Genomic DNA, 22117 nt, shown 5'->3' with positions numbered 1-22117 from the left:
CGTATACTTTTGCAAGTACGTTAGTGATTGCTGCAGTTAGTGTAGTTTTACCGTGGTCAACGTGGCCGATTGTACCAACGTTTACGTGCGGTTTTACGCGTTCAAACTTTTCTTTTGCCATCTTAAAAAATTCCTAATAAAGAAATTAAAGCCTGACTCACTATTGAGCCAGACAAGCTAAAATTATATAACAGCGCGAGCTGAAATTATTGTATCTGCAACGTTTTTAGAGGCTTCAGCGTACTTCACAAACTCCATAGAGTATGAGGCACGGCCCTGTGTTGCAGATCGTAAAGCAGTTGCATAACCAAACATTTCAGAAAGAGGAACCTGCGCATTAATTTGCTTAAGTCCACCTAATGCATCTTCCATGCCTTCGATTATGCCGCGGCGACGGTTTAAGTCGCCAACTACATCACCCATATTTGAATCAGGAGTGAGTACTTCAACCTTCATTACTGGCTCTAGTAGTACAGGGTTAGCTTTAAGCGCCCCATCTCTCATTGCCAGTGAACCTGCTATTTTAAATGCCATTTCATTCGAATCTACATCATGGAATGAACCATCATATAAAGTCGCTTTAACGCCAAGTAATGGGTAGCCTGCCAGTACACCTTGAGACATTTGCTCTTGGATACCTTTGTCTACCGCAGGGACGAACTCTTTAGGAACAGAACCACCTACGGTTTCGTTAACGAACTCGTAAATTGGTGACTCATCATCCGTAATATCCATCGGTTCAAGTTTAATCCAAACGTGACCATATTGACCACGACCACCTGACTGACGTATAAACTTCCCTTCAACCTTAACAGTTGAACGAATAGCTTCTCGGTATGAGACCTGCGGCTTACCAACGTTACATTCAACACTGAATTCACGTTTCATACGGTCGACGATGATATCTAGGTGAAGTTCACCCATGCCAGAGATTATAACCTGGCCTGATTCTTCGTCAGTTTGTACTCGAAAAGAAGGGTCTTCAGCAGCTAGTTTACCCAGCGCGATACCCATCTTATCTTGGTCAGCTATAGTGCGAGGCTCAACCGCAATAGAGATTACTGGTTCAGGGAATTCCATACGCTCAAGCGTAATAATAGAATTCGGATCACACAGTGTTTCACCTGTTGTTACGTCTTTAAGACCAATAGCTGCCGCGATGTCGCCTGCGAAAACTTCTTTGATCTCTTCACGAGAGTTTGAATGCATCTGTACGATACGGCCAAGTCGCTCACGCTTACTTTTTACTGGATTATATACCGTGTCACCCTGTTTAACAGTACCAGAGTAAACACGGAAAAAGGTCAAGGTTCCAACAAACGGGTCTGTTGCAATCTTAAAAGCGAGTGCAGCAAACGGCGCCTTATCATTAGCTGGACGTTCTTCCTCAGTACCATTTTCTAAGATACCTTGGATTTGTTTCACTTGCTCTGGTGAGGGCATATATTCAACAACGCAATCAAGCACAGCTTGAACACCTTTGTTTTTAAATGCGCTACCACAAGTAACTGGAACAATCTCATTAGCTAATGTTCGTTGGCGTAAAGCATTTTTAATTTCTGCTTCACTTAACTCTTCACCTTCTAAGTATTTATCCATTAGTTCTTCTGTTGCTTCAGCAGCGCTTTCAACTAAGTGAGAGCGCCATTCTTCAGCTAATTCCAGAAGTTCTGCCGGTATTGCCTCATAAGAGAAAGTCATACCCTGGTCCGCTTCGTTCCAGTTAATCACTTTCATTTTTATAAGGTCAATAACACCTTTAAAGTCGTCCTCAGCGCCTACAGGCAACTGAATTGGAACAGGCGTTGCTCCAAGACGAGATTTCACCTGGCTAACCACAGCTAAGAAGTCAGCGCCCGTGCGATCCATTTTATTTACGAAGATCATTCTCGGAACTTCGTATTTGTTCGCTTGACGCCAAACTGTCTCAGTTTGCGGCTGTACACCAGATGAAGCACAAAGAACAACTACCGCACCATCTAATACGCGTAAAGAACGCTCTACTTCGATAGTGAAATCTACGTGTCCTGGAGTATCAATAATATTGATACGATGGGCGTCAAATTGAGCATCCATCCCTTTCCAAAAACACGTTGTTGCAGCAGAAGTGATTGTAATACCACGCTCTTGTTCCTGCTCCATCCAATCCATAGTTGCAGCGCCATCATGTACTTCACCGATCTTATGAGAAAGACCCGTGTAGAACAGAACACGTTCTGTTGTGGTGGTTTTGCCTGCATCTACGTGAGCGACAATACCTATATTACGATAGCGCTCAAGTGGAGTTGTACGTGCCATATGATCCTCTTAAAGGTTAAAGACAGATTACCAACGGTAATGAGCGAATGCTTTATTCGCTTCAGCCATACGGTGAACGTCTTCACGTTTCTTAACCGCAGTGCCTTTATTATCAGAAGCGTCAACGATTTCTTGAGCTAAACGTAAGCCCATAGATTTTTCGCCACGCTTACGTGCAGCGTCTACTAACCAACGCATACCTAATGCGTTACGACGAACTGGACGTACTTCAACTGGTACTTGATAAGTTGAACCACCAACACGGCGAGATTTAACTTCTACCTGTGGGCGGATGTTATCAAGTGCAGTTTCAAAGATTTCTAGGTGCGACTTGCCTGATTTCTCAGCAGCCACGTCTAGCGCACCATAAACAATTTTTTCAGCAGTAGATTTCTTGCCGTCTAACATCACGATGTTAACGAATTTAGCAAGAAGTTCCGATCCGAACTTAGGATCTGGAAGAATTTTACGTTGACCGATTACGCGTCTTCTAGGCATTTTGTATCTCCGGTTTATTCAGGTTTGCTCTTTCGAGTCAATCACCCAAAACAATAATTATAAATATTTAGTGCTTGGCCTTACTAACGGAAAACAATTAGCCTTTAGGGCGTTTTGCACCGTATTTAGAACGAGCTTGACGACGATCGCTAACGCCTGCACAGTCAAGTGCACCACGAACAGTGTGAAAACGCACACCTGGTAAATCTTTAACACGACCACCACGGATTAGGATTACACTATGCTCTTGAAGGTTATGACCTTCACCGCCAATGTATGAAGTTACTTCGAAACCGTTAGTTAAACGTACACGTGCTACTTTACGTAACGCCGAGTTTGGTTTCTTAGGTGTAGTTGTATATACGCGAGTACATACACCGCGCTTTTGCGGACACGCTTTTAGTGCAGCTGAGTTACTTTTCGTAACCTTGCTACGGCGTGGCTTACGCACTAGCTGGTTAATAGTTGCCATTTAAATAGCTCCTGAAATTAAAATTACTACTGAAAAAAATAAAAAATCCGCCCTTTATTTACGAGCCTGCATTAAGCACACAAGTAAATGGGTGGCGGAATTTTAATGAGCAAAGTTTAACCTGTCAACCTAAACTAACCGCAAGACAGCATATAACTGACTTGCGATCACTTAATCTATTGATTAAGAACAGTTTATTGATTTCCAGACAAATCAGCATTTAGAGCGTCTGTAAGTGCTTGAGTTGCCTCTTCTGCACTTACTGTTTGCTCTTCTACTACTACTTTGCTTTGTTTACGGCGAGCCATACGTTCTTGATGATACGCAAAACCGGTACCGGCTGGGATCAAACGACCCACAATTACGTTTTCTTTAAGACCGCGAAGCTCATCGCTCTTACCATTCACTGCCGCATCTGTAAGAACACGTGTTGTCTCTTGGAAAGACGCTGCAGAGATGAAAGATTCTGTTGCTAGTGATGCTTTTGTGATACCCATTAACTGGATTTCAAACTTAGCTGGTATCTTACCTTGTTTTTCAAGGTCACGGTTTGCGATATTAACGCGCGCCACTTCGATTTGCTCACCGGCTAAGAAGTCAGTATCACCGCCGTGCATAATGGTACATTTACGTAACATTTGACGGATAATTGTTTCAATGTGCTTGTCATTGATCTTAACGCCTTGCAAACGGTAAACCTCTTGCACTTCGTTAACGATATAGTTAGCAACATGAGTCACACCACGTAGGCGTAAGATGTCATGCGGTGATTCAGGACCATCGGCGATAACTTCACCTTTAGACACTTGCTCACCTTCAAACACGTTAAGTTGACGCCATTTAGGAATCATCTCTTCGTAATGATCACCTTCAGCTGGAGTAATAACTAAACGCTTCTTACCTTTAGTCTCTTTACCGAAGCTAATTGTACCAGTTACTTCAGCTAATATAGCTGGTTCTTTTGGCTTACGAGCTTCAAATAAGTCGGCTACGCGTGGTAGACCACCCGTGATATCACGAGTTTTCGAACCTTCTTGCGGAATACGTGCTAACACGTCACCTGGGTTTGCTGTAACGCCGTCAATAACTTCAATCGTCGTGAATGAAGGAAGACGTGTTTCTTGCAGACCGCGCTCTTCACTTTCGATGATAAGCTTTGGTTCTTTCGTATTTACTTTAGCAAGATCTTTTACAACTACACGGGTTAAACCAGTTAGCTCATCAGTCTGTGCTTCAGTATTTGAATCATCGATATCGCTGAACGATACTTTTGATTTATGCTCAAGAACGATTGGGTGACTATGCGGGTCCCAAGTAGCAACGATATCGTTACCTAGAACTTCAGCATTGTCTTGCACTGTTAATACCGCACCGTAAGGTACTTTATAACGCTCTTTCTCACGACCATGACTATCAATGATAGTAATTTCCGTAGAACGAGAGGTAATAACAATCTTACCGTCTGTGTTTAATACGTACTTAGAGTTATGAAGTTTTAATGTACCGTTAGTTTTAACTTGTACATTATTTTCTGCAGACGCTCTAGATGCCGCACCACCGATGTGGAAGGTACGCATTGTTAACTGTGTACCCGGCTCACCAATTGACTGTGCCGCGATAACACCCACTGATTCACCAGCGTTGATGATATGACCACGTGCTAGGTCACGACCATAACAGTTAGCACAAACACCAAAGTCATTATCACAAGTGATAACAGAACGTACACGAACTTCATCTACTGAATGCTCTTCTAAAAGATCACACAGTTTTTCGTCTAGCATGATATTACGTTCAACAAGCACTGTATTAGTACCTGGAATCACAATATCTTCAGCAACAACACGACCTAGAACACGTTCACGAAGTGCTTCTACAACATCACCACCTTCAATAAGCGGTTTCATTGTTAAGCCATCTTCTGTGCCACAGTCATCTTCATTGATTACCAAATCTTGTGCAACGTCTACTAGACGACGCGTTAGGTAACCCGAGTTTGCTGTTTTAAGTGCTGTATCGGCAAGACCTTTACGCGCACCATGCGTTGAGATGAAGTACTGAAGTACGTTTAGACCTTCACGGAAGTTAGCTGTGATTGGAGTCTCGATGATTGAACCATCTGGACGTGCCATTAGACCACGCATACCCGCCAACTGACGAATCTGTGCAGCACTACCACGAGCACCTGAGTCGGCCATCATAAACACTGAGTTAAATGACGGTTGCTCTACTTCTTCACCTTGTGCATTGATAACTGTGTCTTTCGACAAGTTAGACATCATCTCACGTGATAAGTTTTCGTTTACACGTGACCAGATATCGATAACTTTGTTGTACTTTTCACCAGCCGTTACAAGACCTGATTGGAATTGTTGGTTGATTTCAGTAACTTCAGCTTCAGCTGATTCAATTATCTGTGCTTTAACCGGTGGGATAACTAAGTCATCAATACCGATAGAAACACCTGACTTCATTGCATAATGGAAACCGGTGTACATAACTTGGTCAGCAAAGATAACTGTATCTTTAAGACCTAGACGACGGTAACACTCATTCAATAAGCCAGAAATCTGCTTTTTACCTAGCGGCTGGTTGATTGACGCAAACGGCATGCCTTTAGGTAAAATTAGAGACAGAATCGCACGACCAACAGTTGTATCGATAACAGTAATAGTATCTTCTACTACGCCGTCTTCGTTTTTAACTGATTGGCTAATACGTACTTTCACAATTGCGTGAAGGTCTGCATTGCCACTGCGGTATGCTTTTTCTGCTTCTTTTGGATCTTTAAATATCGCGCCTTCGCCTTTAGCGTTAATGCGGTCACGAGTCATGTAATAAAGACCCAATACAACATCCTGTGAAGGAACGATGATTGGCTCACCATTCGCAGGAGATAGAATGTTGTTTGTTGACATCATCAATGCACGAGCTTCAAGCTGCGCTTCGATTGTTAACGGTACGTGTACCGCCATTTGGTCACCATCGAAATCGGCGTTGTAAGCCGCACATACTAATGGATGCAAATGAATCGCTTTACCTTCGATAAGCACAGGTTCAAACGCTTGGATACCCAAACGGTGAAGTGTTGGTGCACGGTTAAGTAATACTGGATGTTCACGAATTACTTCGTCAAGTACATCCCATACTTCCGGAACTTCACGTTCAACCATCTTCTTAGCAGCTTTGATTGTCGTAGCCATGCCGCGACGTTCTAATTTGCCATAGATGAATGGTTTGAATAGCTCTAGTGCCATCTTCTTCGGAAGACCACATTGGTGAAGCTTAAGTGTAGGACCAACTGTGATTACAGAACGGCCTGAATAATCCACACGCTTACCAAGTAAGTTCTGACGGAAACGACCTTGCTTACCCTTGATCATATCAGCAAGAGATTTAAGAGGACGTTTGTTAGAACCTGTAATTGCACGACCACGACGACCGTTATCAAGTAGCGCATCTACCGCTTCTTGTAACATACGTTTTTCGTTACGTACAATAATGTCTGGTGCTGCTAAATCTAGTAGACGCTTAAGACGGTTATTACGGTTAATAACACGACGGTAAAGGTCATTTAGATCAGATGTCGCAAAACGACCACCGTCTAATGGTACTAATGGGCGTAGATCAGGTGGCAATACTGGAAGTACTGTCATGATCATCCACTCAGGGTTATTACCTGATTGGTGGAACGATTCCATTAACTTAAGACGTTTAGTGATTTTTTTACGCTTAGTTTCAGAGTTAATTGTTGGTAACTCTTCACGCATCTCAGCAATTAATTGAGCAAGATCAAGTTCACGAAGCAAGTCTAAAACTGCTTCAGCACCCATCTTAGCTTCAAACTCATCACCGTGCTCTTCTAGTGAATCTAAGTATTCTTCTTCACCTAATAACTGACCACGCTCAAGCGTTGTCATACCAGGTTCAGTTACTACGAATGATTCGAAGTAAAGAACACGTTCAATATCACGAAGCGTCATATCTAGCATTAAGCCAATACGTGACGGTAATGATTTTAAAAACCATATATGTGCAACTGGGCTCGCAAGGTCGATATGACCCATACGATCGCGTCGCACTTTAGTGAGTGTTACTTCAACGCCACACTTTTCACAGATCACACCACGGTGTTTAAGGCGTTTATATTTACCACATAAACACTCATAATCTTTCACTGGGCCGAAAATACGGGCACAGAATAAGCCATCGCGCTCAGGCTTGAAAGTACGGTAGTTAATAGTCTCAGGTTTCTTTACTTCACCGTATGACCATGAACGAACCATGTCTGGTGAAGCAAGACCAATGCGAATTGCATCGAATTCTTCGGTCTTATTTTGTTGCTTCAGAAACTTAAGTAAGTCTTTCACCTTAGCTCTCCTGTCGGAGTTAATCTTGAGGACGGATAGTCTCGTCCCTACATTCTATTCAGCCGTAACAGATGCTGCAGCGTTAACTGCAGCATCTAATTGGCTTAATTTTCTTCCAACTCGATGTTGATACCCAGTGAGCGGATTTCTTTCAACAATACGTTGAACGATTCTGGCATACCTGGTTCCATTTTATGGTTACCATCAACGATGTTTTTATACATCTTAGTACGACCGTTCACGTCATCCGATTTCACTGTTAGCATTTCTTGTAGAGTGTAAGCAGCACCATAAGCTTCAAGTGCCCATACTTCCATCTCACCAAAACGCTGGCCACCGAACTGTGCTTTACCACCCAGCGGCTGCTGAGTAACAAGGCTGTAAGAACCAGTAGAACGTGCGTGCATCTTATCGTCAACCAAGTGGTTAAGTTTAAGCATGTACATGTAACCAACAGTTACTTGACGTTCAAACTGATCGCCAGTACGGCCATCATAAAGTGTAACCTGACCACTACGAGGATAGCCCGCAAGCTCAAGCATGTCTTTGATTTCGCTTTCTTTCGCGCCATCAAATGCAGGTGTAGCTATTGGTAAACCACCTTTTAAGTTTTCAGCTAGACGACGAATTTCGTCATCAGTGAAGCTAGCAATATCTACAACTTGGCGAGATTCGCCAATTTCGTATGCTTGCTTGATGAAGTCACGTAGCTCATGAAGCTCACGTTGCTCTTTCATCATCTCTTCAATACGTTCACCGATACCACGTGCAGCAAGACCCATATGTGTTTCAAGGATCTGACCGATGTTCATACGTGATGGTACACCTAGTGGATTCAATACGATATCTACCGTACGACCTTTGTCATCGTAAGGCATATCTTCTACTGGTACGATAGTCGAGATAACACCTTTGTTACCATGACGACCCGCCATTTTATCACCCGGTTGGATACGACGTTTAACAGCTAGGTATACTTTAACAATCTTAAGTACGCCTGGTGCTAAGTCATCACCTTGGGTAATTTTACGACGTTTGTTTTCAAACTTCTTATCGTATTCAGCTTTAAGTTCATCGTACTGTGCAGCTAGTTGCTCAAGCTCAGCTTGCTTGTCTTCTTCAGCAAGGCTTTGCGTAAGTACTTTTTCAGCATTTAGAGATGCAAGTTTATCTTCATCAAAACCAGCAGCTATAAGTAGCTTACGTGCACGGTCTAAAACGCCTGCTTCTAAAATACGGAACTCTTCGTTGAAGTCTTTCTTCGCTTCGCGAAGCTGCATGTCTTCAACTTCTAACGCGCGTTTATCTTTTTCAACACCATCACGGGTGAAAACTTGCACGTCAATTACAGTACCAGTTACAGAATTTGGTACACGTAAAGAGCTGTCTTTAACGTCAGACGCTTTTTCGCCGAAGATAGCACGCAGTAGCTTCTCTTCAGGTGTAAGCTGTGTCTCGCCTTTAGGAGTCACTTTACCTACTAGGATATCGCCGCCTTTAACTTCAGCACCAATATATACAACGCCTGATTCATCAAGCTTGCCTAGCGCAGACTCACCCACATTCGGGATATCTGCAGTGATCTCTTCTGGACCTAATTTAGTATCACGGGCAACACACTGTAGTTCTTGAATATGGATAGTCGTTAGACGATCTTCTTCAACTACGCGCTCTGATAACAAGATTGAATCTTCGAAGTTATAACCGTTCCATGGCATGAATGCCACGCGAAGGTTTTGACCAAGGGCTAAGTCACCTAAGTCAGTCGAAGGACCATCTGCTAACACGTCACCACGAGTAACCGGTTCGCCAACCATACAAGTTGGTTTTTGGTTAATACATGTATTTTGGTTTGAACGTGTGTATTTGGTTAAGTTGTAGATGTCGATGCCCGCTTCACCAGGAATGCGTTCTTCTTCATGTACATTTACAACGATGCGACTTGCGTCAGCATACATTACTTCACCACCACGTTTAGCAACGATAGTTACACCAGAATCTTTCGCTAGTGTTAACTCAATACCAGTACCTACTAACGGCTTATCCGCTTTCAATGTTGGTACTGCTTGACGTTGCATGTTTGAACCCATCAATGCACGGTTAGCATCATCGTGTTCTAGGAACGGGATAAGTGCTGCCGCTACAGAGATCACCTGTTGTGGTGATACATCCATATACTGCTGGTCCATGCGACCCATAAAGGTAGATTCACCTTTGTGACGACATGGGATAAGTTCATCAACAAACTCATTGGTTTCAGTTAAGTTTGAGTTCGCCTGTGCGATAACAAACTGACCTTCTTCAATGGCTGATAAATAATCAACTTCATCAGTTACAACACCGTCTACCACTTTGCGGTAAGGTGTTTCTAAGAAACCGTAGTCATTTGTACGTGCGTACGTAGACAACGAGTTAATTAGACCGATATTTGGACCCTCAGGAGTCTCGATTGGACATACGCGACCATAGTGAGTTACGTGAACGTCACGTACTTCAAAGCCTGCGCGTTCACGAGTTAGACCGCCCGGACCTAATGCAGAGATACGACGTTTATGCGTAACTTCTGATAGTGGGTTATTTTGGTCCATAAACTGTGATAACTGAGACGAGCCGAAGAACTCTTTAACAGCTGCCGAAATAGGCTTAGCGTTAATAAGATCTTGTGGCATTATTGCGTCAAGGTCACCTAAGCTTAAACGCTCACGTACAGCACGTTCAACACGTACTAGACCAACACGGAATTGGTTCTCAGCCATTTCGCCAACACTACGTATACGACGGTTGCCTAAGTGATCGATATCATCAACATCGCCTTGACCGTTACGAATAGCAATTAATACTTTCATAACAGACACGATGTCTTCTTTGCTTAATGTACCAGGGCCTGTGTCTGTATCGTAACCAACACGGCTATTGAACTTCATACGACCTACAGTAGATAAGTCATAACGTTCTTCAGAGAAGAACAAGTTCTGGAATAAGGCTTCAGCCGCGTCTTTCGTCGGTGGCTCGCCTGGGCGCATCATGCGGTAAATTTCTACTAGTGCTTCTAAACGGCTGCTTGCAGAGTCAATGTTTAATGTATTTGACATGTAAGCACCGCTGTCCACTTCATTGATATATAACGTATCAATTTTAGTGTAACCGGCTTTAACCAATTCAGCCATTAGCTCTAGAGTTAGCTCGTCATTTGCATTTGCAATAACTTCACCAGTTGACTCATCAACATAGTTTTTAGCTACAATACGGCCAATGATGTACTCATGTGGTACTTCTAATTGCTTAATGCCTTTCTTTTCGATGCTCTTGATGTGGCGAGCCGTAACACGACGACCGCTTTCAACAAATACTTCACCGTCTTCGCTCTTGATATCAAAAGCGGCAGTTTCACCACGTAAACGCGAAGGTACAAGTTCCATAAGAACTTTACCATTCGTTACTTCAAACGTAGTGTTATCGAAGAACATATCTAGGATTTGTTCGCTAGAATACTCTAGTGCACGTAGGATGATAGACGCCGGTAATTTACGACGACGGTCAATACGTACATATAAGTTATCTTTTGCATCAAATTCGAAGTCTAACCATGAACCACGGTAAGGTATAACGCGTGCGTTATATAATACTTTACCCGATGAATGGGTTTTACCGCGGTCGTTATCAAAGAATACACCAGGGCTACGGTGTAGCTGAGAAACGATAACACGCTCTGTACCATTGATTACAAAAGTACCGGTATCTGTCATGAGCGGAATTTCGCCCATGTAAACTTCTTGCTCTTTAATGTCTTTAACTGTGCCTGGTGCTTCTTTGTCCATAACAACAAGACGCAGTTTCACGCGAAGTGGAGCAGAATAAGTCACACCGCGAATTTGACATTCTTTTACATCGAAAACTGGCTCACCAATACGGTAACTTACGTATTGAAGCTCAGAATTTCCCGAGTAGCTTTTAATAGGGAACACAGAACGGAAGGCAGCTTCCAAACCATGATCGCCATCAGCGTCCGGCACTAAGAATTTTTTAAACGATTCTAACTGTGTAGACAGTAAAAAAGGTATATCCAAAACTTGTGGACGTTTACCAAAATCCTTACGGATACGTTTCTTTTCAGAATAAGAGTAAGCCATGGGGTTCCTCAGCTTGCTGATCTTTGACCCGACCTGTTCTTGTAAGAACAGACTTAACTGGCAGCTATGCCAAGATTTTACAACATTTAACTGTTGTTCTAATTAGATCCCACTTTAACACTAGCAAACTATAAAGCGTTGAAAGTAAAGAAAAAATCAGATTTTATTTGAACTAAAAGAGTGCATCACTCTATAGCGCAAAAAGGCCGGTGATTAAATAATCACCAGCCCTTGCCTGATTTCTCAGGCAGCGAACTTAGCAAAAGCTAAATTACTTAACCTCAACTTCAGCACCAGCTTCAGTAAGATCTTTTGCAAGTGCTTCAGCTTCTTCTTTAGATACACCTTCTTTAACAGGTGTAGGAGCAGCTTCAACAAGAGCTTTCGCTTCTTTAAGGCCAAGGCCAGTTGCGCTACGAACAGCTTTGATTGCAGAAACCTTGTTAGCGCCAGCGCCAGTAAGGATTACGTCAAATTCTGTTTTCTCTTCAGCAGCTTCAGCAGCTGGACCAGCTACCATTGCAGCTGCAGCAGTTACGCCGAATTTTTCTTCCATTGCTTCGATAAGAGCAACAACGTCCATTACTGACATTTCAGCAATTGCGTCAAGGATTTGGTCTTTAGATACAGACATTACAAATTTCCTAATAATTAACGGACATTACGTCCAAATAAATTTTACACCGAAAGTGAGATTAAACAGCTTAAAATTAAGCAGCTTGCTCTTCTTTCTGTACACGTACTGCTTCAATTGTTTTACACAATTTGCCAGCAGACGCTTCTTTCATAGCACTCATTAAGCGTGCAACAGCTTCGTCGTATGTAGGTAATGTAGCAAGCATTGCTGCATCAACAACATTTCCTTCAAAAGCGGCCGTTTTAAGCTCGAATTTCTCATTCTTTTTCGCGAAATCTGAAAAGATACGCGCAGCAGCACCTGGGTGCTCTGATGAGAAAGCGATTAAGCTTGGACCAACAAATGAATCAGAAAGACACTCAAAATCTGTTCCTTCAAGAGCACGTTTTGCTAAAGTGTTACGGACAACTTTCATCCAAACACCATTTGCACGAGCTTCTTTACGAAGGGCAGTGATTGCGCCAACTGTTACACCACGAGAATCTGCAACAACTGCAGATAGAGCACCATTGGCTGCTTCGTTGACTTCAGCAACTATTGCTTTTTTGCCTTGAAGATTTAAAGCCATGGGTGTTACTCCTGGTTTAATGGGGATACCGATTATCGGATTCCCCTGTTCTACTCTTCCCTACCAAACAAGGTAGAGATGCTTTTTACGGCGAGAGCCAGAAGGATTAGGAAAAATCTATCTGGGGTCTACACCGTCTACGTAGGTGAATATTAAGGCCGAAGCCACCTACGGTCTTGGACGGAAGCCCAATTTATCGTTAACCCCGAAGGCTTAACGAAATTATGGACTTCAACCCGAATTCTTTACTTTGCCAATTAATAAATTAATCAACAAAATGGCGCGAAATTATAGTACAAATTTCACGCCATGTAAACACTGATTAAGCTACAGTTGTGCTTAAAGTGTTTTGGTCAACAGAAACGCCTGCGCCCATTGTTGTAGAGATAGTTACTTTCTTCAAGTAAATACCTTTAGCTTGAGAAGGTTTAGCCTTCTTAAGCGCAACAATTAGAGACTCAAGGTTTTGTTGTAATTGCTCTGCAGTGAAATCAACCTTACCAATAGTAGTATGGATGATGCCATTTTTGTCATTACGGTAACGTACTTGACCTGCTTTAGCATTTTTAACTGCTTCTGCAACGTTAGGCGTTACAGTACCAGTTTTAGGGTTTGGCATTAGACCACGTGGGCCTAAGATTTGACCTAGTTGACCAACAACACGCATAGCGTCTGGTGATGCAACAACAACGTCAAAGTTCATCTCGCCTTTTTTAACTAGTTCAGCAAGATCTTCCATGCCTACTAATTCAGCACCGGCTTCTTTTGCAGCTTCTGCATTAGCGCCTTGTGTGAATACAGCAACACGAACGTCACGACCAGTACCGTTAGGTAGTACAGTAGCACCACGAACGTTTTGATCAGATTTACGAGCATCGATACCAAGGTTAACGGCAACGTCAACACTTTCTACGAATTTAGCTGTCGCTAACTCTTTTAAAAGAGCAACTGCTTCATTGATTTCGTAATCTTTTGTTACTTCCACTTTTTCGCGGATAGTACGCATACGTTTAGTTAATTTAGCCATTTCTTAGTCCTCTACGTTCAAGCCCATCGCACGCGCAGAACCTGCGATAGTGCGAACCGCTGCGTCCATATCGGCAGCTGTAAGGTCAGTTCGTTTTGTCTCAACAATTTCTTCAAGTTGAGCACGAGTTACTGTGCCTACTTTATCAGTGTTAGGACGGCCTGAGCCTGACTTGATACCAGCAGCTTTCTTAAGTAAGTAAGCAGCAGGTGGCGTTTTCATGTCGAACGTAAATGAACGGTCACCGTAAACAGAGATCACTACAGGAACTGGAGCGCCTTTTTCGATAGACTCTGTACGTGCGTTAAACGCTTTACAGAATTCCATGATGTTTACACCGTGTTGACCTAGTGCAGGACCTACTGGAGGACTAGGATTAGCCATACCAGCGGCAACTTGTAGCTTGATTAGAGCTTCAACTTTTTTAGCCATTATAAATACCTCATTTGGTGGGTCTCAGCCTTGTGCGCGCGAGGACGCGTACTCTAACGGCTTCCCAGTTTAAAAATTGGTTTCGTACTTTTTGCACAGTAAAAATAAATTTTACCTTAATACAAAAAGGCCGCTGATTATAAGTTAATCAGCGGCCTTTTTCAAGCTTCATGCCAAAATTTAAATAAAAATTAGCGAAGCTTTTTTAATCAATTACTTATCTTGCTCAACTTGACCGAATTCAAGCTCAACTGGCGTAGAACGACCAAAAATAAGTACAGATACTTTTACGCGGCTCTTTTCGTAGTCAACTTCTTCAACTACACCACTGAAATCTGCAAATGGTCCGTCTGTAACGCGAACAACTTCACCTGGTTCAAATAATGTAGCAGGTTTAGGTGCTTCAGCATTTTCTTGAAGGCGATTAAGAATGCGTTCTGCTTCTTTAGGAGTTATTGGAGCAGGACGATCAGACGTTCCACCAATAAAGCCCATTACACGTTCAGTGCTGTTCACTAAGTGCCAGCTTGCGTCATTCATATCCATTTGTACTAATACATAACCTGGAAAGAATTTACGCTCAGATTTACGCTTTTGGCCAGCGCGCATCTCAACAACTTCTTCAGTTGGTACTAGTATCTCACCAAAGCTCGATTCAAGACCTTCGATTTTAATGTGTTCAGTTAACGTTTGAGCTACACGCTTTTCGTAACCAGAAAAGGCTTGTACTACATACCAACGTAACTTAATTTCTTTGTTCTCGTTCTCATCCGACATGGGATCAGATCTCCAATCCAGTTAAAAAGCCTACAGCGCGGAATAAAATGCCATCTAATCCCCAAAGGATAAGTGCCATAATCACTGTTGCAACCATTACAATTAATGTCGTGTGGGTAGTTTCTTGGCGCGTTGGCCAAATAACTTTGCGTACTTCAATTCGAGCTTCTTTAGCGAAAGCAAGAAAGTTACGTCCCTTAAATGTTTGCGAGGCAATTGCTAATCCGGCCGCTATTGCAACAACAACGCCGATAGCACGTAGTAGTACAGATTGATCTGCATACATGTGATTACCAACAACTGCGCCTGCAAGTAGCGCGATTGCTACTAACCACTTTACTGACTCCATCGCACTTGATGGTGTTTCTACATTCGTGCTCATAATATTATTACCTTAACTACAGACACAACAACCCTACACTACGGTAAGGTTAATCCATTAAAATCTAAACTTAAAAACAGACTTAATTTAAACCGGTTTTTAATCTCAGACTACTCAAACCACAAGTAAAACTGGCAGGGGCGGAGAGATTCGAACTCCCAACCATCGGTTTTGGAGACCGCTGTTCTACCAATTGGAACTACGCCCCTGCAAAGTGGATGCCTATTATACTTACGCAGTCCATTAACACAAGCCTAAAAGATACCCACATTGGAAAATCTCGGCATTGCATTAAAAAATCAATCTTAACATTGATTAAAAAGCAGTTTATGATTGTCCAAATTATAGGGACTCACAATTAGATGGGAAGTCTGTGAAAGCAATAAAAACAATCATAAGATATAAAATTATTAGCTTTTTATTATTATTTCATATTAGTTCTTATGCCCTGCCATTGTACTTAGATACATATACAAATGAACAAGGTTTATCACAAAATTCAATTACCTGCAGTACCACTGATGAAAAAGGGTTTCATTGGTTTGCTACCCAAGGTGGCTTAAACCGATTTGATGGGTATGAATTTAAGCACTATAAATTCAATCCTTCACAACCTAGTATTTCGGGAAATTGGATTACGGACTGCCTGAATTTAGGAAACGGCCACATTTGGTTTGCTACAACAAGTAATGGGCTTAACTTATTAAATACTGAAACAGGAAGTTTTAGTGTTTTTAACCAGTACTCAGCCCCTCCTATTACAAACGAACGTATTTCATCAATTTCTTCTAATTCGCCACAAATCATTTGGATTGGTCACGATAAAGGGCAACTTACTCGTTTAGATACATACACAGGTACTACCGAATTATTTTCTTATCAGGGCACGAATCACTTAAATGTTGTTTTTAAGGATGTTCTTTTTGATGATCAAAAAAACCTTTGGTTAGCAAGTAGTATCGGGCTGATTAAGTTCGATACACAAACACATCGGTTCGAACATATACCTAATAGCCCTGAACAGCTCTGGCAATTAAAAAAAGCAGCAAACGGCAAATTTATTATAGGAGGTAAGACTGGTCTAAGTGTTTTTGACTCAAACACACTCGCATTTTATAACTTTGAGCAACTCAAAAATGTTTGGGTCACAGATATACTTTTTGATGATGAAAAAAAATTATGGGTAAGCACTTATGGTCATGGTCTTTATTACCAAGCTACAGATAATTTATTAAGTAGCGAGTTTCGTCAACTTACTCACTCTCCAGATTTAAAACATGGCTTAGCTAACGATCACCTATTATCACTTTACCAAGACCCTCAAGGCATTATTTGGATTGGTACAGACGGCTATGGATTACATCGCTATGATAAAAGACAGGCTCAGTTTGGTCATCAAAAACATCAAAGCAATAACCCAGCTTCTATCTCGAATGACTTTGTAAGAGCAATACTCAACGACAGTAACAACTTACTTTGGGTGGGTACGCGCGACGGACTTAACAAACAAACTGACACAGGATTTAAACGCTATAAAACAGATAAAAATCAAGATGTAGGCTTAACTAATAACAATATATTTAGTCTTTATGAAGATGCCAATAAACGCGTATGGATAGGCACATACGGAGGTGGTTTACTGCTTTACAACCCAATTAATGATAACTTTTCGGCTTTTACTGTGCAAAGCCATCAACTCAGTAGTAACCGTATTTATGCAATCGAAGGTGATCTAAGTGGTAATTTATGGCTGGGCAGTAACGAAGGCTTAACGCGATTTAATCCCGATACTTTACAGGTTACAAATTTTAAATACACCGCAGATAAAAATAGTATCTCAAATAATACTGTTTTTAGTATTACTTATGACAGCGACAACAACGCTATATGGGCAGGAACCCGCGCAGGGTTAAATAAACTTTCTTTACATGATGAAACATTCACTCATTACCAAAGCGATCTTAAAAAGCCTAATAGTTTAACGCATGACATGGTTACATCCTTGCATTTACAAGATAAAAACACTTTATGGGTAGGTACTTTTGGCGGGCTCAATAAATTAAATATCCAAACAAACAAAGTAATAAACATTACAGAGTTTGATGGCTTACTTAACGATAATATTTTTGCAATTAAACAAGATAGCAGCGGTTACTTGTGGCTAAGCAGCAACCAAGGCCTAACCCGTTACGCTCCTCAAACCCAACAAATGCAGCATTTTTTACCCGCAAACGGTATACAGCATCATTCTTTTATTTTAGGCGCCGCCTTTCAAGCAGATGACGGCGAGCTATTTTTTGGTGGTATTAACGGTTTTAATCAATTTGATCCGTTAAAACTAACCCTAGCAACTCAACCCCCAGAACCCGTTATTACAGACTTACTTATTTATAACCAGTCAGTCGCGACGCAGCAATATATAAAAAACAAGACCCAAACGGCTAAGCTTATAAGCTATACAGACAAACTCTTTTTTAAAGAAGAAGATGGTGTTATAGGCTTTAAATTTTCTGCTTTAAACAGTGCAGAGCCCCCTTCTCAATACCAATATGCTTACAAGTTAGCTGGGTTAGATAAGCAGTTTTTATACGCAAACAAAAACCAGAGGCAAGTTAGTTATTCTCAACTTCCCGCTGGAAGCTATCACTTTATTGTAAAAGTTAAAGATCAATACGGTCAATGGAGTGATGATAAAACAATGGTTGCGCTTAAAGTTACTCCACCTTGGTGGAAGAACAATGTTGCCTATGTCACTTACATCATTATCGTATTATTTATAATGTGGTTAATTATAACAGCAAGGTATAGAGCTAACGTTGCAGAGCAAGCAAACTTAAAAGAGAAAGAACTTAGCAACTTAAAAACCCAACTATTAGATAATGTTAGCCATGAACTTAAAACACCATTGAGCTTAATATTAGCGCCACTTGAGAGTTTACAAAAAAGCCATAAGGATTCAGACACCCAACAAAAACTAGCGATGATTCAACGTAATAGCTATAAGCTATTGGATCAAATAAACCAACTTTTACAGCTCAGTCAGCGCCCAAGCACAGCAGTGAAACACGTCACACCCTATGCTATAAAGCCGGTAGTTGAACAATTAATTGAAGATTTCACCCCTTTATTTAAACAAAAAAATATTACGTTCGAGTTTGAAGATTTAACACAAAAAACTATTCCCATTAAATTAGAGCTAAATCATACAATTTCTATTATCAGTAACTTATTAAGTAACGCCCAAAAATACACTCCAAACACTGGCAAAGTATTACTTCAGCTATTAACTCAAAAACAAACATTAATCATCACAGTCTCAGATACTGGTGTTGGTATAGATAAAGAGCACCTTGAAACCGTTTTTCAACGATTCACACGTATAGATACGAGTAATCAAAGCGGTAGCGGTATTGGCTTAGCGCTGGTGAAGCAGCTAGTTGAGCAATATGGAGGAACTATTGAACTTAAAAGTGAATTAAACAAAGGAAGTTGTTTTACTGTTTCACTCCCAACAACTCAAACAGACGAAACCTCTAACCTCACTGCTCTTGCTGTGTCTAAAAATAATAATCTATGTGCAGTAAAAAGTAATAAGATTCTTATTATTGAAGACAACGATGAAATGCGTGATTTAATAACGTCACTATTTATTAGTAGCTTCACGTGTATAAGTGCAGCTAACGGAGAGCTAGGTTTAGCTTTATGTAAAAACGAAATGCCTGACTTGGTAATAAGTGATGTAATGATGCCCGTTATGGATGGCTATCAGTTTATTAAAGCACTGCGCACCGACACGGCTATTAGCCATATTCCGGTGTTATTACTTTCAGCAAAGGCAGATACGCACAGTAAATTAAAGGGCCTAGACTTACTTGCTGATGACTATTTGAGTAAACCTTTTGAGCCGCAGCTGTTACTCAGCCGTGTTCAAGGGTTATTAACGATTAGAGAAGTACTTAATCAACATTTAAAACAACAACTACCTGCTTTATCACAAACAACCCAGCTCGACCCACAAATGGCGCAAAGTAAAGATTATGTATTTACCGAGCGTGTAAAAACGACAGTAAAAGAGCATTACCAAGACGAAGCATTTAGCGTAGAAGAATTTGCAGCAGCGCTCTACCTTAGCCCTCGCGCTTTACAATTAAAAATGAAAGCCTTGTACAACCTAACACCAAGCGATTACATTCGAAATATTCGTTTAGAATTTGCACAAGAGCTTTTAAAAAATAGTGAGCTTGCAATTGGCCTAGTAGCACAGCAAGTTGGCTTTAATTCACAAAGCTACTTTGCCCGGTGCTTTAAAGCAAAATATAATATGTCCCCAAAACAGTTTCGCGAACAATCCTGATAAATTTCGCCTGTGTGACTAAACATTTCGCACCAGTACTATTATTAACCTACTGATTTAACTAAATTAACATGAATTTAAATATTAAAGGTAATGCACTGCATTTCCTTTAAGCATATTAATTAAGGACAGTCATATGTTAAAAGCACCACAAAAACTATTATTAACGGCACTATTAACTACCACTCTGAGCGCTTGTCAAAGCACCTCCACAAATGTTACGTCAGGTCAAAATTCACCAGACATAAACACTGTCGCCCAAGAACAATACAATGGGCCCAAAGCTCGTATTGCTGTTGCACGCTTTACCGACAAATCAAACAACTCAAAATGGTGGCGTAAAGAAATAGGGGACGGTATGGCTGATCAATTAACTACGGCACTCGTATCAACAAATCGCTTTATTGTTTTAGAGCGCCAAGCGCTTGATGCTGTTTTATCAGAACAAGACCTAGCAGCCTCAGGTCGCGTTAGTGCATCATCGGGTGCCGCTTATGGTGAGATTGAAGGCGCTGAAATAGTCGTTATTGCAGCGGTAACTGAATTTGATGACGATAGCTCTGGTGCAAGTGTTGGCAGTGGCGGCTTTATGGGTGATGTATTTAGCTCTGTATCCGCTGGTTTCTCAGGCTCTCATATGGCGATTGATCTTCGTCTAATAGATACACGCACATCACGCATTTTAGCTGCAACAAGTGTTGAAGGTGGCAGTAAAGATTTTGACTTTACTGGAGCCGCAACCAACTTTGGTGGCGCACTTGTTGGCGGTAATATTAGTGGATGGTCTGATACCCCTAAAGAAAAAGCCCTTCGTGAAGTTATTATTAAAGCGGTTGAGTTTTTAGAAACTAAAATTCCAGATACTTACTATCGCTATAACAGTAATAACACTTTAGCATCGGGTTACACTGCGCCGCCACCGGCAGCTGTACAAGCAAAAACAGCCAGCAAGAGCGCTGTAACAGTTGATGTACCCACTCATAGAATGCCACATTATGAAAAGATGGATTTAGCAATGTCGCGCCTAAGCTTAGTATGTTTGGGTTACCTAAGAAACCAGCCTGATTACGAAGAATTTGAAACACAGGATGTTGAGTACGATCGTAAAACAGTTATCGCACTTCGTGAGTACCAACAAGACAAAAAACTAAAGGTAACGGGTTTAGCTGATGAAACAACTAAAAAGTCACTTGATGATAGTGGTTGTATTGCTAAAACGAACAAATCAAGCCTCGAAAGTATAAGCAACATGTTTAAGTTTAATTAATGGCTTTGACTTGGGTAGCTAATAAAAAGAGCTACCCAAGTACTCACTATCTAGTTAGCGCCTTTAACAAGTGGTACTCCGTTATTACCTACCGGAATATAAACAGTTGTATGATTAGGTGACTCAGCCATTTTTATTTGTGCATTAATAGCTTCATGTTGAATGTAATTAGCTGTTAGTGTTGCGTTAATGATCTTCTGAGCTTGAGCAATCCCTTTGGCTTCTTCAACCCTAATTTCAGCGTCTTTTTTGGCAATCTCTTTTTGTGTTTCTTTTTCCGATAATAGCTGCTGAGCTGCCAATTTTTTCTCAACTGCATTAGCAACAATATCGGGGTAATTAATATTGCCTACTACAACGTTTGCAAGTTTAAACGGCGTTGTCGATAAATAACTTTGCAGGCGCAGAGTCACTTCTTTCGCAATTTTCTCACGATTTGTTTTAAGCTCACCACTATCGTATTTTTGTACTGTATCGCGCACATACGTTCTAAAAGTTTCACGTACAAAGCGTTTATACCAATTTTCGGCGCCGTACTGCTCTACCACAGTTTTAACAGAGCCACTCTCAATAGCAATAACAGCATGAAAATCAAATTTAATATTTAAATCATCATTCGCTAAGATTCTAAATGTCTCGGTATATGTATTAGGTCGCATATCGATGTTTACCACTTCATTTCGCAGTAATGACATACCGTAATTAGATGGGCCCTTCATTGTTCCTTGATAACCACCTTCACCAAATACACGCGGCTTTTCGAATACGTAGCCTTCTTCACCTGCGGGTGTGCTTGGGTTAGTACATGCAGTTAATCCAAAACCAACGACTCCTACAACCAATGCACCTTTAAATAGGTTATTAAACAATGTTTGTGTCCCGGAGTTTCTTGCTCTCATCATCTT

Annotated in this window: 15 protein-coding genes and 1 tRNA gene; 2 read left to right on the top strand and 14 right to left on the bottom strand. The window is 41.2% G+C overall.

Annotation, left to right across the window (positions count from 1 at the left end):
• The 13 genes from I6F43_RS14935 to I6F43_RS14875 all read right to left on the bottom strand — a co-directional run.
• Positions 1–121, bottom strand: a 121-nt coding sequence (locus tag I6F43_RS14935; protein WP_021031985.1) for a GTP-binding protein, incomplete at its 3' end; no start/stop codon positions are given.
• A 62-nt stretch (positions 122–183) separates the two neighbouring features.
• Entirely contained in the window at positions 184–2298 is a 2115-nt protein-coding gene (fusA, locus tag I6F43_RS14930) for an elongation factor G (protein WP_007580132.1), read from the bottom strand.
• 27 nt (positions 2299–2325) lie between these two features.
• Positions 2326–2796: a 30S ribosomal protein S7 gene (gene rpsG, locus I6F43_RS14925; RefSeq protein WP_010555004.1), complete on the bottom strand. Its 471-nt coding sequence runs from the start codon at positions 2794–2796 to the stop codon at positions 2326–2328.
• Between the two features lie 97 nt (positions 2797–2893).
• Complete coding sequence (rpsL, locus tag I6F43_RS14920; protein WP_002958885.1) at positions 2894–3268, bottom strand: 30S ribosomal protein S12; 375 nt, start codon at positions 3266–3268, stop codon at positions 2894–2896.
• Positions 3269–3462: 194 nt separating this feature from the next.
• A complete protein-coding gene (rpoC, locus tag I6F43_RS14915) occupies positions 3463–7638 on the bottom strand; it encodes a DNA-directed RNA polymerase subunit beta' (protein ID WP_007580130.1) in 4176 nt (1391 codons plus the stop codon).
• Between the two features lie 104 nt (positions 7639–7742).
• Positions 7743–11768 (bottom strand): DNA-directed RNA polymerase subunit beta, encoded by a 4026-nt coding sequence (rpoB, locus tag I6F43_RS14910; RefSeq protein ID WP_007580127.1) that lies wholly within the window; start codon positions 11766–11768, stop codon positions 7743–7745.
• Between the two features lie 271 nt (positions 11769–12039).
• Entirely contained in the window at positions 12040–12402 is a 363-nt protein-coding gene (rplL, locus tag I6F43_RS14905) for a 50S ribosomal protein L7/L12 (protein WP_002958882.1), read from the bottom strand.
• 76 nt (positions 12403–12478) lie between these two features.
• Positions 12479–12973, bottom strand: a complete 495-nt coding sequence (rplJ, locus tag I6F43_RS14900; RefSeq protein WP_002958881.1) for a 50S ribosomal protein L10 — start codon at positions 12971–12973, stop codon at positions 12479–12481.
• A 322-nt stretch (positions 12974–13295) separates the two neighbouring features.
• The gene (gene rplA, locus I6F43_RS14895; RefSeq protein ID WP_165735758.1) at positions 13296–14000 is read right to left on the bottom strand and encodes a 50S ribosomal protein L1; all 705 of its coding nucleotides are present in this window, start codon (positions 13998–14000) and stop codon (positions 13296–13298) included.
• Between the two features lie 3 nt (positions 14001–14003).
• Positions 14004–14432: a 50S ribosomal protein L11 gene (gene rplK, locus I6F43_RS14890; protein WP_002958879.1), complete on the bottom strand. Its 429-nt coding sequence runs from the start codon at positions 14430–14432 to the stop codon at positions 14004–14006.
• Between the two features lie 213 nt (positions 14433–14645).
• The gene (nusG, locus tag I6F43_RS14885; protein WP_007580122.1) at positions 14646–15209 is read right to left on the bottom strand and encodes a transcription termination/antitermination protein NusG; all 564 of its coding nucleotides are present in this window, start codon (positions 15207–15209) and stop codon (positions 14646–14648) included.
• Positions 15210–15213: 4 nt separating this feature from the next.
• Positions 15214–15591 carry a preprotein translocase subunit SecE gene (gene secE / locus I6F43_RS14880; RefSeq protein WP_002958877.1) on the bottom strand — a complete coding sequence of 126 codons (378 nt, stop codon included), beginning with the start codon at positions 15589–15591 and terminating at the stop codon, positions 15214–15216.
• Positions 15592–15723: 132 nt separating this feature from the next.
• Positions 15724–15800: transfer RNA gene (locus I6F43_RS14875), tRNA-Trp, on the bottom strand.
• Between the two features lie 164 nt (positions 15801–15964).
• On the opposite strand from I6F43_RS14875, the gene I6F43_RS14870 reads away from it, so the two are divergent.
• On the top strand, positions 15965–19945 hold the full coding sequence (locus I6F43_RS14870; protein WP_197102963.1) for a hybrid sensor histidine kinase/response regulator transcription factor: 3981 nt from the start codon (positions 15965–15967) through the stop codon (positions 19943–19945).
• A 136-nt stretch (positions 19946–20081) separates the two neighbouring features.
• Positions 20082–21212, top strand: a complete 1131-nt coding sequence (locus I6F43_RS14865; RefSeq protein WP_101164436.1) for a CsgG/HfaB family protein — start codon at positions 20082–20084, stop codon at positions 21210–21212.
• A 50-nt stretch (positions 21213–21262) separates the two neighbouring features.
• Here the strand turns inward: I6F43_RS14865 and I6F43_RS14860 are convergent, their stop codons facing one another.
• Entirely contained in the window at positions 21263–22111 is an 849-nt protein-coding gene (locus I6F43_RS14860) for an SPFH domain-containing protein (protein ID WP_007580116.1), read from the bottom strand.
• Between the last annotated feature and the right edge of the window lie 6 nt (positions 22112–22117).

This window comes from Pseudoalteromonas sp. NZS71_1, assembly GCF_015864305.1.
GTDB classification, from domain to species: Bacteria; Pseudomonadota; Gammaproteobacteria; order Enterobacterales; family Alteromonadaceae; genus Pseudoalteromonas; species Pseudoalteromonas arctica.
Note: the sequence above shows the minus strand (reverse complement) of the source record. Positions and strands in the feature narration are given on the sequence as shown.

Excerpts from the sequence above, each read along its gene's own strand:
- fusA (WP_007580132.1), bottom strand. The coding sequence starts at position 2,298 with ATGGCACGTACAACTCCACTTGAGCGCTATCGTAATATAGGTATTGTC.
- rpsG (WP_010555004.1), bottom strand. The coding sequence starts at position 2,796 with ATGCCTAGAAGACGCGTAATCGGTCAACGTAAAATTCTTCCAGATCCT.
- rpsL (WP_002958885.1), bottom strand. The coding sequence starts at position 3,268 with ATGGCAACTATTAACCAGCTAGTGCGTAAGCCACGCCGTAGCAAGGTT.
- rpoB (WP_007580127.1), bottom strand. The coding sequence starts at position 11,768 with ATGGCTTACTCTTATTCTGAAAAGAAACGTATCCGTAAGGATTTTGGT.
- rplL (WP_002958882.1), bottom strand. The coding sequence starts at position 12,402 with ATGTCTGTATCTAAAGACCAAATCCTTGACGCAATTGCTGAAATGTCA.
- rplJ (WP_002958881.1), bottom strand. The coding sequence starts at position 12,973 with ATGGCTTTAAATCTTCAAGGCAAAAAAGCAATAGTTGCTGAAGTCAAC.
- rplA (WP_165735758.1), bottom strand. The coding sequence starts at position 14,000 with ATGGCTAAATTAACTAAACGTATGCGTACTATCCGCGAAAAAGTGGAA.
- rplK (WP_002958879.1), bottom strand. The coding sequence starts at position 14,432 with ATGGCTAAAAAAGTTGAAGCTCTAATCAAGCTACAAGTTGCCGCTGGT.
- nusG (WP_007580122.1), bottom strand. The coding sequence starts at position 15,209 with ATGTCGGATGAGAACGAGAACAAAGAAATTAAGTTACGTTGGTATGTA.
- secE (WP_002958877.1), bottom strand. The coding sequence starts at position 15,591 with ATGAGCACGAATGTAGAAACACCATCAAGTGCGATGGAGTCAGTAAAG.
- I6F43_RS14865 (WP_101164436.1), top strand. The coding sequence starts at position 20,082 with ATGTTAAAAGCACCACAAAAACTATTATTAACGGCACTATTAACTACC.
- I6F43_RS14860 (WP_007580116.1), bottom strand. The coding sequence starts at position 22,111 with ATGAGAGCAAGAAACTCCGGGACACAAACATTGTTTAATAACCTATTT.